We start from the raw sequence: 12,102 nt of genomic DNA, 5'->3' as shown, positions 1-12,102 counted from the left end.
CTCCTATGATTTAAAAAATTGATCCACTATTCCTGTCTGTTTCAAATAAAATCCGATTCCTGCGCCAATTGCTGTCATAATGATGATCAACAATGTTTTGAAAAATCCAATTGTTAACCATAAAACAGCTAGCAGTAGTCCAAGACCCCCAAAGATAATAGGGAGCTTGTATGCTGAAAATAGTTCTTTCATTATTTGGCCCTCCTATTCCACTCGAGAGTGCTTGTAGTCTCTTGTATCTTCTTGTTCTTCATAACCGCTGTATGTGACTGCCACTTTGACTGTTTCTTTTGTTCCAAGTACTCTAGTCACTTCTTCTTCGATGTCTTGCATCAGTACACCTGTTTTCCCTACTAATGAAGAAGTTCGCTTCAAGTCTCCGTTGACATGGATATGGATTCGATTTTTCGTTGAACGTATCCGTACTTTAGGTGAATGAATGAACTCTTCTTCGTGTAAACGGGAACGTACCAGCCCTTCGATCGCTTTTTTGTCGATCGTCAATTTGCCATCTTCCCGTTTCATAACGAAAGTTCCTCTTGATTTTGGATAGAAAAGAACGACTAGCAAGATGATAATAGCAAGAACGGCAAATACTACAGCTGCCCAGAAAATATATTGTTGCATGTAGTAATTCGTTAAGGTAAAGAAGCGAAATCGTTCCAATTGTTCAGGCATAATATACGGCGCATTAATTAACGCAATTGCTAGAAACACTGAAAGTAGTAGCAAACTCATGATAACACCGGTTATTTTTAACCCCTTATTCATTTTCCACCTCCTATAAACTTATTTTTACCCTGTAAATAACTCTACCGACAATCACAGTATAGAGAGCGAACAGTTAGTTTAGCACCAATAAATAAAGCGCTACCAAACGATATTGGATTATAACGGCATTTTATTGTCATTCTGATACTGAAATAACAACTACTCACTTATTCTCTATTTCTTTTTGATTGCTGGCTATACTTAAAGGATATTATTCAAGATTAAAAATTGCAAAGATTATGCTCAGTTATTATTACAAAATTCTATTTATTTGTTAAAATTTTTCAGTGAAGAAAAAAACGCAATAAAATAACTTAAGTTACTTTATTGCGTTTTTACTTTATTTTTCTATTATCATTTTTCTTATTCTCTTCTTTGGTTTATACTATTCTTATAAAGAAAAACGAGGTATGTCCTATGATGAAAAGATTGTATTATTCATTGATCATAACGATTGGCTATTTGATTGTATCGAATCTTGGAAATATGGTATTTGGTATCAGTAAAGAATTCAGTTGGACTACTACTCTATGGGAATCTTTATTCTTTTTCATCTTTGTATTTTTGTTACAAAACTATCGAAAAAAATAAAACTGTGTCAACGATCTGTTGGCACAGTTTTTAGGACTTACGGTACTTTTTATTCGGTAATCCATTTTATTTTTACTTATTTTTCTACTTCTTTTTTTAATGCTTCTGGTACTTTTGGTTCATAAACTAAACCAATACAGGTACTTCCGCTTATTACAGCCTTTTCGGCAACGCTGATAGCAATTGTTGTGATTGCATGTGAGAGACTAAATTTAGTTTGTGTGTGTTTCATTTGATGATCTTCCTTTCTTTTTTTGGAATGAATACAAGTAAGATTGCGGTCAACATACCCAGTAATATCATGACTCTTGAATCATTTGCTGGAATCACTGAACCGATCAGCGTGAGGCTTATTCCTGTTATAACTAGTTTGTTTCTTACGCTTCTTCTTTTTTGTTGGTCTTGTGCGATAAAGGAACCAATGATTCCTAAAACCATACTAAGAATAGCTGCTCCGATGAAATATTCGTAGCGTGTAAGTTCCAAATTGTAATGATTAGCCAAAACAGGTAGCGCCACCAATAATCCATACTATAGAGCGTGCAGGCCATGCTTCGGCTTGCATGATATCCTTTTGCATATCTTCGTACAGCAATAAAAGACAAATGAGTGGTGATCACAGCAAGAATGCTATGTAAGAAAAACGCTGATACGTAAATAAGCATGAACTTGAAAAGATTAATGAACAGGATCGCTAATCCATAGTTGACTTTTGCTTCCTCCAGTTCTGTTAACCCATATTTCTCTCCGAGTTTTCTGCTCATCTTGCTTGACAGCTTCTCTTCAAGAGACAGATATTCATTTGGCATATCGTTCACCCCTTTCTCACTTTTGATTATACTAAAAATAAGGATGCATATATTAAAAAGTAAAAAGTGCGCGTTTTTTTTACATAACTGCAGTGTTTTCTTTCTTAATAAAGCCCTTATATTCTTTATATCTAAATTATTCTATAAAAAAAGAACGTGACATTCGTCACGCTCCTTTGCTAAATGCAATCAATAATTTTTTTAAACTTCGGGTGGAAACAAGACACTTTTCTCCGTTAGACATAAGGATCGTTCTTTCCTTCTTGTTGATGGAACAAATATTATCCACATTTACAACAAACGATTGATGGCAACGGTAAAAGCTCGGGCTAAACGATTCGATCTCTTTGATTTTTCCATTATATTCTAGCATTCGATTTTCAAGATGAACGATCACTTTGTGAGGAACAGGACTGGATTCAAAAAACAAGATTTCGTCTACGAACAATTTTGTATTGATTGGTCCACTCTTAATACGAATCTGTTCTCTTGTAGGTAAAATTGTATCAAGATATCTTTGGTTAGTCACATAGATACATTTTGTCACGCTTTCTTGCAGCAGTGTATCGTTCCCCTTCACAATATAAAATCCATTGCTTCTACTTTATACAAAAAAGTGAGATAAGCTAAATCCGTGTAACTGGTCACAAAAATAATTTTTGCTAGTGGATCGTATTCTCTAATCGTAGCGGCTAGATTGATTCCGTTCATATTGGAACTTAAGTCAATATCTAAAAAATAGATGCCTTCTGTTTTATTTGAACGTATATATGAAAGCAACACTTCAGGGTCCGAGGTATCCATTTGAAATTTGATGTCATAATCTTGCATCATAAAATAATTTTGAATCATCTTTGCTAATTTTAATCTAAATGTTCCGTCATCTTCGCAAACAAAAATTTTCAACATAAAGATTCTACCCCTCCCAAATGGTCAGTATTTGAATAAACTGTCCTTCTTCGATTTTAGTATCTAAGTACACATTTTTATTCAACTGAACTAATTCATCAAGATTGCTTAGACCAATCCCACGTTCTTTCCCTTTTGATGAATAAGATTTTTTCTTTAATACATGTAAATCAGGTATATCAGAACGACATTTATTGGCAATAATAAAGGTTATCGCTTCTTCTTGTCTCAATCCGGCAAACAAGATTTTCGGCTTATCTATAATAGAAGATTCTTCAACTGCATTATCTAGTATGATCCCCAGCATCCGAACTAGCATGATAGAAGGAACGGGGAAAGAATCCAATTTTTGTGGCACATTTACGTCTATTTCTATTCCTTTTTCATGAGCTAGATACAACTTGCTCAAAACGATGCTTTTTATTTCCTTGGCTTCAAGATTTCTTATCGGTGACATTTCTAACAATTCCTGATCAAAAAGGGTTCCAGTTTCCTTGATGTGGGAGTAAAAAAAATGTTTCAACCCATCTATATCATTACTTTGGATATAATTTTCCATAGAAACTAGTATGTTTTTGTAGTCGTGCTTGAACTTGCGTATTTCCATATAACTTTTTTCGATTTGCTCACTATATTCGATAAGATATTCCATTCGATTCTTTTCTTCTTTACTTTTATATTCTGCCTTTTTTGTATAAACAGCTAAAAAGCTGATAAGAATAGCAAAAAGGCTATATGCCAGCATAAAGATCCCATGAGCACCCTTCATGAAACAGTCTAAATCTGAAAAGCGTTCAATCATAAGAAAAATGAAATAAATCAAAAACGTAGCAATAACAGTATACTTACTAATATCATATACCATCGATTCAAGGGGTACTTTTTTTAATATATGATTCCTTAAATAAAATGCGAAACATAAATATAAAATAATTGATAAAAAACATATACCCAAATCATGCATCATTATAGATAATGATTTTAAGATAACGTAAATCAGATAATTAGAAAAAATAAGTAGGATAATAGATAACGAAGCATAGAATAAAGCTGATTGAAGCGTCTCTTCATGATAAATCACGAGAGCACACATGACTAGCCATACCAAACCAGTGGCAATTACATTTATCCATTGATAAAGTACCGATATTAATAGGATAACTAAGATTGATAATAAAGCATACTTTTTATTTCTTAGTTTCTTGTTCAAATAGCCCAATCCAACAAACATCGTCATCAGCTGCCCTGATATGAGTAGAGAATAACTTAACTGTAAAATATTCAATTTTAGAACCTCACTTTATGCATGTTTTACATAACAAAATAAACAGCAATTATGAATAAAAAAATTTATTTTTTAAGTTTTTCCCCATAAAAATTGTAACATAGTTTACTAACTATTTGTAAATAACATATTTAAAAGTTTCCTTATAAATCAAAAAGAATCAAAGGCTAACTTCAATTAAAACTCTCAAATACTATAAAACCACATTTGCTAAAAAAGGCAAAAATTTATTGTTTTTCGATAAAAATTAATTGCTTTTCAATAATTATCCTGCTATATTTTAGCTATCAAAGATAAAAGAGGGATAAAAATGAAATTAAAAACATTATTATTAAAGTTTGTTGTTTTAGGTATAAGTGCCGTATTTATTTTATTCGGTATACTTTTTTATACTCAGATTGCTACAAGCGAAAAAGGATTCACTTTTGATTGGCAGACGACTTTATTCGTTTCTGTCATCTACTTCGCCCTTCTCTTAGGGATTATTATTGCTTATTTCTTATTGAGACTGTTGAAACAAATCGAAGAAAACCAGGCCTTTTCCAATCAAAGCTTGGACATTCTCAAAAAAATCGAACGAACGATTTTGATTATTGGCTTCGCCTTTTTCGGCTTGCTTCCTAAATTTTTGAAAGTGGCTGATTTAGATGATGCTCCTGGTTTGATGTTGGTAGGAATTGCTGTCGTATTCATTCCTTTTGCCGTATATACTTTGACAAGCGTGTTGGAAAATCTGCTCGAACACGCGATTTTACTTAAGACAGATCATGATTTGACAGTGTGAGGTGCGACATGGCTATTATCGTTAATCTAGATGTAGTATTGGCTCAAAAAAAGATGAGTGTAACAGAATTGAGTGAAAAAGTGGGTATTACGATGGCAAATATCTCTATTCTAAAAACCGGAAAAGCAAAAGCTATCCGTTTTTCTACCCTCGAAAAAATCTGTGAAGTATTAGAGTGTCAACCGGGGGATTTATTAAGTTACCAAAAAGACCCCGATCCTATACCAAAAAAAGGAATATAAAACATAACAATCAGTAAAAAAATAATCTGAATAATAGATGTACGAGAACTTTAGCGGTCATTACATCTATTACTCAGATATTTTATTTTGATGGAATATCCTGTTGTCTATAGATACGTATTTACACGTAGAGAGACTTTTCTTCTACTACTTGGTACTTCTCCTGATAAAAATGGAGAAGATTTTGGATCTCACGTTGATTTGGAAATAGAGAAATACCGAAGACCGGAATGTTTGTCTCATCATCAATCATTACATTTGTAATAATACAGTCGATATCTAGATGATATGATTTCTTTTCTTTCTGATTAAAGTTTGGCATGACACTAAATTGATAATAGTCTCCCAATTTTTTTTGCAATCTTTTTGCTATGTAATCCGCCTGTTTTTTTCTTGTATTTATGACTATCACTGCTTTTAATTTATTTTCTTTCCCTTCAATGTATGATAGCAATAACGGCCAGTCGAAAAGAATTTCTAAGATAGCATGGCGAACAAATGAATCGAGTTCAGGGATGACGTATCCTTTTTCTCTGCAGTCATCAACCATCCTGCCCTTCAGTTCTTCATATAAACAGGCTAAAATCGGCGGATCGACTATCGTTGTCTGGCTTGGATCATTTAGGATATATTCTGGAAATCGTGGTTGTGTCAGTATCTCTTTACATCGTTGAACGATCAGATCTTTGTTCTCACATTCCAACTGATATTTTTTTTCCAAGCAATCCATCCATGTCATTAAACAATTACTGATACAAAAATGATACTTTCTTTGCTCGCTTGCATTTCTTATTTTCAAAGCAGTATGGATGACTTCTGTATCAAATATCCACTGCCAGATTTTTTCTTCCCATGGCAAAGAAAAATGGCTCAAGTGATTTTTCTCCAAGAATGAAAAGGTGAAACAGCTGATTTTCTTTTGCTCCATTTCCATTTTATTTTTGTTGAATCGTTGTATACGACAAGCAATAAAAAAATGTAAAAAACATAAGGTTTTCGGATCATTTTTTGCTACCTCATACAGCTGATTTTCTTTTAAAAATAGGATAACCACGTCATAAATTGCTTCGCTAAAAGAACGATTAAAAATACTAGCAGGAGAAGGATACTTTTCCATCAGCAAACGAGCTGTAAGACCGTCGATCACCTGACCCTCTCCGACAATCCGAGTCAACCCTTTGATCCTCAAATCGTATTTTTTTAATTTTGATTGGGTTTTCTTTACGATTCTTCGCAATGTACTTTCTGAAATAAACAGATACTCTGCTAATTCTAAATAATTCTCTTTTGGATGTAGCAGTATGGTTTCTAAATATTTATATTCAGTAGATTGGGAGATCACGATCTGATAAATATGATCTTTTGTGAAGGCAGGTGAAAATATAGCTGTCACACCAGCATCCCGATCAGTGACGATTTGGATATCGGAAGAATATGTATTGATTTCTATAAAATCGTTCCGCAATGTTTTTCCAGAACTTGCCAATCTTTTTTCCAATTGACTAAGACGGCAACGTTCCTCCTCGAATAGTATTTCTAACAGATTCAACTGACGTTGTAATTTTTTTGAGAGAAGATTCAACATGTTTCCACCCCTTTCTAACAAAATTCTTTTGATACATCCTGATAGATAAATGTAAAAGCACTCAATGTCGGTTTCCCTTATTGAGTGCCTTTAATTATATTATATCGTTTATCTGTTTTAGGAATAGGAACTTTGAAAACTATTTTTTCTTACTTAAGCAAAAAACGGTTATTGATTTTCAACTTTCTCTTTTGCTTTTCTTCTCATAACAATCGTCCCTATGCCTGCTACTAACGCGATACCAATCAACGTCCATGCAGTATTCCTAGTTGCATTGGTTTGTGGCATATTCAGTGAAGATTCATTATCTGCACTTGTTGTTGGATCATCTTGGATGCTTGGTGTCGTTCCTTCATTTCGTTCCGTACTGCCGCTTGTTCCATCATTATTCGTGTTATTATTTTGTGATTCATTCGTACTGGATTCCGTCGTGTGATCACGTACTTCATACGGCATATTCAATTCTGTTGAAAAACCGCCATAAGAACTGTCAGTCGTCACGTTGACTGCGACATTGTTCCGACCAGGAGTCGATGTGTCGATTTCAGAATTTAAAGAGACTGTATAAAGATTTTCTGGAATGACCTTGTCATTTACTTTTACATTTTTGATAAATGATTTAAGATCGAGATCCGTTGCACCTCGTGGGATTTCTACTTTATTAGCTTCTACATCAATTTTCCCGCTTGGTTCGAACCCATATTCTGTGACTTCATAATAAGCATATTGAGAACCGTAAGTGAAGTTCTTCTCCTGCTCATCTTCCATCAACATATTTCGTCTAAACTCTTTCGTATGATAGATCCTGACAATGTCTCCTATGTTGACATTCAATGGCTGTCCACTATTGAATCGAGACAATGCTTGTTCGATCGTTCGGTTTCCTGTTACATCATATGTGAATCTGCTAGTGGTATTATCTTTGTTCATCACATCGAATTGATAATAAATCGAGCGATCGGAATAATCATGCACTACTTTGGACAACTCTGTATTTGCCACACCTTGAGATGCTCGGATCATCATTTGAGTATTCTGATTGTTCGGATTTGTCTGTTTAATTAGACTGAATGCGCCAATCGTTGCGCCGTCATTGTTTTTGACTCGGATCGTACTTCCCCATTTCACTACATAAGGGATCTTCACTTCTGTGAACCCAGTACCATCAGTCGTGCTTACTCTCACACGAACCCCTTTTTCTCCCACTGTTGTCGTATCGAAGTTAGACAATTGTTCCACCGTATAAAGATCACTCGTTAGCGGACGTCCGTTGAATGTCACATTTTGGATCAATTCTGCCGGATTCACTGTATTCGTCTCATGTCCTAACAGCAGTTCTTGTGAAATCGGATCAGCCTTGATATCTGTAAATGGCTCGAATCCTTCTTCCGTTACTCTGTAATAGGCATAATTAGAACCACCTGTGTAATCTCTGACCATTTCATCCATCATCAGAAGATTTCTTCCTTGTGTCTCCGCGTGATAGACTTTGATGGTATCTCCTACATTGACTGCTAACGGCTGCCCGTTGTTGAAGCCGTTTACTGCTTGACGGATCAAGGTATTCCCTGTTACTTCATAGTTGTATTTTCGCGTGTCATTTTCAAGCACTTCGATGGCATAATAGATTCCTCTGCCGAACGGATTGTTCACTGGACGATTCAAGTCCGTGTTGCTTGAACCAGGAGAAGCATGGATTGCTAACTGATCGCCTTCTTTTAATAAACTAAACGCGCCGACGGTCATTTCTTCCAGTCCTCGAAGAACGAATGTACTTCCCCACTGTACTTCATAAGGCACTTCGATTTCGGTTTCAGCTAACCCATCATTCATCGTAATCTTTACTTTTGTCGTTCGTTTTCCAGTTGTACTTGTGTCAATCTCTGACACTTGTTCGATCGTGTAACGATCTTCTGAGATACTTTGATGATTGATCGTGACATCTTTGACTAGTTCTTTGACATCTAATGTGCTGACGTCCTCCCTCAAAGAGAATGTTTGCGAAGTCCCTTCTGCTTCCATCACTGGAATCGGTTCTAGTCCGAATGCAGTCACTCTGTAATAAGCATATTCGGAATCATAAGTGAAATCCCGTTCTTCTTCATCGATCATGACAACTGAGCTGTTCGGTGATCTCTGTGGGTGATAGATCTTGATTACATCATCCAATCGTACATCATAGTAGCCATTCCCGTTCCCAAAGTTATTGATCACTTGCCGCAGAGTTCCTCTACCAAGTACCTCATAATTGTAGATTGACTGATTGTTTCTCAAGACTTCCAAAGAATAATACAAGGCGTGCATCGATTCTTCCGTACCGACCCGTTCATCTAATGCTGAAGGCAACCCACTGGTAACGGTTAATCTAGCTGCATTCCCACTTCTTAGATGTAAGGAATAAGCTCCTGCTGAGCCACCTTCGCTTGACTTGATCATGAATGTATCTCCCCAAAGATAATTGACCGATGTTTCGGCTGTTCCTTTGATCGTCTCCCCAGAAATCGGGTGTTTCGCTTGTACCGTGATCCGAATATCTTGTTTGCCAGCAATCGTATTCGTCGGCTCTGTCGATTCTGCTGCGACGAATTCTAAATCCTCGATCGCAACTGATTCCCCTTCAAAAGTGGCTTCTTCGATATAATTTTTAAACGTACTTGCCAGTGACGCAGAAGTTTCTCCTAATGTACGTTCTTCCATTGGCTTCAATTTCAGTTGGATCGCCGGATCAGGGAGTACAGGAAGTGGTTCAAATCCGAAAGCTGTGACACGATAATAGGCGTTATCTGTTCCGTAAGTGAAGTCCTGTTCTTCTTCTTCTACCATCAAGACTGAGCTTCCTGCACTCTTTTGTGGATGGTGAATATTGATGATATCGCCCAACTGTACATCAAGGTATCCATTTCCGAATGTCGTGATCACTTGCTGTAGAGTAGCTCTCCCCGGCACCTCATGGTAATAAGCTTGTCGGTCATTTCGTAGCACCTCAATAGAGTAATACAACGAATCTTCAAGACCAATCCGTTCATCGAGAGGAGAATCTAATCCTCGAGTTGCCACGATTCGAGCATTATTCCCATTCCTCAACTGGAAAGCGTATGCTCCAGCTGATCGTCCATCATGGGCTTTCAATAAGAACGTGTCGCCCCAACGAATATTGACTGTTGTTTCAGCTGTTCCTTTGATCATTCGACCTGTAACAGGGTGTCTCGTTTGAACAGTCAGTTTGAGCGCCTGTTCTCCTACGATAGAAGAATCTGGCTCTGTTGATTCAGCGGCGACAAACTCTAAGTCAGCTGTATTAAGCCTTTGCCCTTCCATCGTCGCTTCTTGGATATATTCACGGAATGAAGAGGAAAGTGCAGGATAATTTCCACCGAGATGTCGATCTTCTACATCCTTCAATTTTAGTTCTAACTCTGGTTGAGGAAGAATATCCATCGTGATCGAACCAGTAGCTTCACGTCCATCAGCAGCCGTTGCTTTTGCCCGCCACGTTTTCGTACCAACTGAGCTCGTATCAGCATCGAGCCACTCTAACTGATGGGTCTGTCCAAGAGGGTATCTCACTTCAAAGTAGTCAGCAGGATTAGGGATTGCTTCGCTCACGTAAATGGAATGCGGACCAGCCTTCCCAGTGATTTGTAGTGCTCTATCCTGAACCGTGATCGGCACAGTTACAGTAGTCGTTCTGCCAGAAGTATCTTCGGTTACTTTAATTCTAGTATTTTGAGTACCTACTATATCCATTCTAGGCGGAGTTTCCCATTCTGTCTTCAGATCCCATTTGACATTACTACGATCAATCGTCACATAATCAGAAGGATCAGGAAGGGCATCATTTTCCCATAAAGAATGCGGACCTGTTTTTGCTTCGACTTTGATGTCTCCCATAGCTTGTGCTGCAGAAAGGAAGTTTATTGTTTTTACGGATTCTGCGTAGTCTGCGCCGGAGCTGTTAAAACTTAGCCAAAGGCCTATCCATATTCCCATAGTTTCTGTGCCTAAATTTTGTTGATTTCCTATTCTAGTTAGAGTCATTGATTGAGTTGCATTAGCGCCACCACGGGTTGACAATTCATATCTCCAATTCCCACTTTCTGTATAAGAAATAGAATTATCAATAGTTACACCCCCATTGGGCCAGATAACCACTGTATTGTTATGAAGCGCATTAGAAGGAAAACTGGGACGAATACCTTCGGGCGTATTAAATATGTCGTCAACAGTTGGTACAAAATGAATTTCTATCATTTCCCCATTTACAAAAGAATGATTATGTTTTTTCATTGCCTCATTCAACCTATATTCGGTCAAACGTGCAGCAAAATTAAATGCTTCTTTTTCTATTTCTTCACGTGACCATCTAGCTAGTCGTGACTCCTGAAGGACATTCTCCATTCGTAACTCTTCTTTTTCTTGTGTTTCTATGGGTAATCGTGGCAAGGTAGATGCTCGTGGTTTGTTTTCCTCTTCATTCGTTTCTTCCTGTTCTTTTTCTTCATGAGGGCGCAATTGCCTTAATACTGGTAAGTCGATCGAATGTAAGGCAGAGGCGGCTTCTACTACGGTACCGCCCATATTCCCTAGAACCAGTCCCAAAGATAGTGTACTAGTTAATAGCTTTTTTATTTTTTTCAATGAACGTTTTACCTCCTTTATTTTTCCTATACAGATCAAAAACGATCTGTTTTAAACCGTCAGCAAAGAAGGTATGCTATTTTCTCTTGTTTTAAACATAAATAAATAGTGTAAAAATAGTTTTGTCTGTTTCTAACCTCCGTAGCTTTTGCTCAATTGACACAAGTCTGATCGATCAAATAGTATTGATTTTGCTAAACACCTAACGATCATTTGTTGTGACAAACTTGACGGTCAGCATTGTACGTGAATTGCTTCTGTTCCCCTTCTTACGATCTTTGAATATGTAGTTCTCTCCCCAATAATCGTAACTGGGTGTCTCCCACTCCTTTCTTTTTGTTTTTATGCGGGAGCAAACTCCCACATTTATACTGTAAAGGGGTTCTTTCTATTATGTAATGCCACTTTTTACCATTTAATATGGAGTTTTTGACAGAATGTTTCGAATAACAACGATGAGAGTGTAAAATATTTTGTGTAAATAGAAA

General features: G+C 36.6%; 13 protein-coding genes. 3 read left to right on the top strand and 10 right to left on the bottom strand.

Going from position 1 to position 12,102, the window contains the following annotated elements; all coding sequences use genetic code 11:
* Nucleotides 1–3 precede the first annotated feature (3 nt).
* Together HMPREF2961_RS08545 and amaP are read right to left on the bottom strand one after the other, a co-directional pair.
* On the bottom strand, nt 4–192 hold the full coding sequence (locus tag HMPREF2961_RS08545; protein WP_002290682.1) for a DUF2273 domain-containing protein: 189 nt from the start codon (nt 190–192) through the stop codon (nt 4–6).
* A gap of 12 nt (nt 193–204) precedes the next feature.
* Complete coding sequence (gene amaP, locus HMPREF2961_RS08540) at nt 205–771, bottom strand: alkaline shock response membrane anchor protein AmaP (RefSeq protein ID WP_070704564.1); 567 nt, start codon at nt 769–771, stop codon at nt 205–207.
* A 417-nt stretch (nt 772–1,188) separates the two neighbouring features.
* Here amaP and HMPREF2961_RS15410 point away from each other — a divergent pair, with 417 nt between their 5' ends.
* Nucleotides 1,189–1,362 carry a hypothetical protein gene (locus HMPREF2961_RS15410; RefSeq protein ID WP_002291299.1) on the top strand — a complete coding sequence of 58 codons (174 nt, stop codon included), beginning with the start codon at nt 1,189–1,191 and terminating at the stop codon, nt 1,360–1,362.
* Between the two features lie 76 nt (nt 1,363–1,438).
* Here HMPREF2961_RS15410 and HMPREF2961_RS08530 read toward each other — a convergent pair whose 3' ends face one another.
* The 6 genes from HMPREF2961_RS08530 to HMPREF2961_RS08515 form a co-directional block, all read right to left on the bottom strand.
* Entirely contained in the window at nt 1,439–1,594 is a 156-nt protein-coding gene (locus HMPREF2961_RS08530; RefSeq protein WP_002291297.1) for a cyclic lactone autoinducer peptide, read from the bottom strand.
* On the bottom strand, nt 1,591–1,800 hold the full coding sequence (locus tag HMPREF2961_RS15755; protein ID WP_227326366.1) for a hypothetical protein: 210 nt from the start codon (nt 1,798–1,800) through the stop codon (nt 1,591–1,593). Before HMPREF2961_RS15755 ends, HMPREF2961_RS08530 begins: the two co-directional genes overlap by 4 nt.
* On the bottom strand, nt 1,791–2,171 hold the full coding sequence (locus HMPREF2961_RS08525) for an accessory gene regulator B family protein (RefSeq protein ID WP_223261069.1): 381 nt from the start codon (nt 2,169–2,171) through the stop codon (nt 1,791–1,793). Before HMPREF2961_RS08525 ends, HMPREF2961_RS15755 begins: the two co-directional genes overlap by 10 nt.
* Before the next feature lie 166 nt (nt 2,172–2,337).
* On the bottom strand, nt 2,338–2,751 hold the full coding sequence (locus HMPREF2961_RS15750; protein WP_223261068.1) for a LytR/AlgR family response regulator transcription factor: 414 nt from the start codon (nt 2,749–2,751) through the stop codon (nt 2,338–2,340).
* The gene (locus HMPREF2961_RS15745; RefSeq protein WP_223261067.1) at nt 2,748–3,080 is read right to left on the bottom strand and encodes a response regulator; all 333 of its coding nucleotides are present in this window, start codon (nt 3,078–3,080) and stop codon (nt 2,748–2,750) included. Before HMPREF2961_RS15745 ends, HMPREF2961_RS15750 begins: the two co-directional genes overlap by 4 nt.
* 7 nt (nt 3,081–3,087) lie before the next feature.
* A complete protein-coding gene (locus HMPREF2961_RS08515; protein WP_002314968.1) occupies nt 3,088–4,365 on the bottom strand; it encodes a GHKL domain-containing protein in 1,278 nt (425 codons plus the stop codon).
* Between the two features lie 310 nt (nt 4,366–4,675).
* On the opposite strand from HMPREF2961_RS08515, the gene HMPREF2961_RS08510 reads away from it, so the two are divergent.
* Nucleotides 4,676–5,149, top strand: a complete 474-nt coding sequence (locus HMPREF2961_RS08510) for a DUF2975 domain-containing protein (RefSeq protein ID WP_002306633.1) — start codon at nt 4,676–4,678, stop codon at nt 5,147–5,149.
* Nucleotides 5,150–5,157: 8 nt separating this feature from the next.
* Nucleotides 5,158–5,391 carry a helix-turn-helix domain-containing protein gene (locus HMPREF2961_RS08505; RefSeq protein ID WP_002306632.1) on the top strand — a complete coding sequence of 78 codons (234 nt, stop codon included), beginning with the start codon at nt 5,158–5,160 and terminating at the stop codon, nt 5,389–5,391.
* A 121-nt stretch (nt 5,392–5,512) separates the two neighbouring features.
* On the opposite strand, the gene HMPREF2961_RS08500 is transcribed toward HMPREF2961_RS08505, so the two are convergent.
* Nucleotides 5,513–6,976, bottom strand: coding sequence for an AcpB/EbpR/MafR family transcriptional regulator (locus HMPREF2961_RS08500; RefSeq protein WP_002306630.1), 1,464 nt, complete (start codon nt 6,974–6,976; stop codon nt 5,513–5,515).
* Between the two features lie 168 nt (nt 6,977–7,144).
* Nucleotides 7,145–11,614 carry an LPXTG cell wall anchor domain-containing protein gene (locus tag HMPREF2961_RS08495; RefSeq protein ID WP_070704562.1) on the bottom strand — a complete coding sequence of 1,490 codons (4,470 nt, stop codon included), beginning with the start codon at nt 11,612–11,614 and terminating at the stop codon, nt 7,145–7,147.
* Between the last annotated feature and the right edge of the window lie 488 nt (nt 11,615–12,102).

This window comes from Enterococcus sp. HMSC076E04 (assembly GCF_001814285.1).
GTDB lineage: Bacteria > Bacillota > Bacilli > Lactobacillales > Enterococcaceae > Enterococcus_B > Enterococcus_B lactis.
The sequence above is the reverse complement of the archived record's forward strand: the minus strand, read 5'-3'. Positions and strand labels throughout refer to the sequence as shown.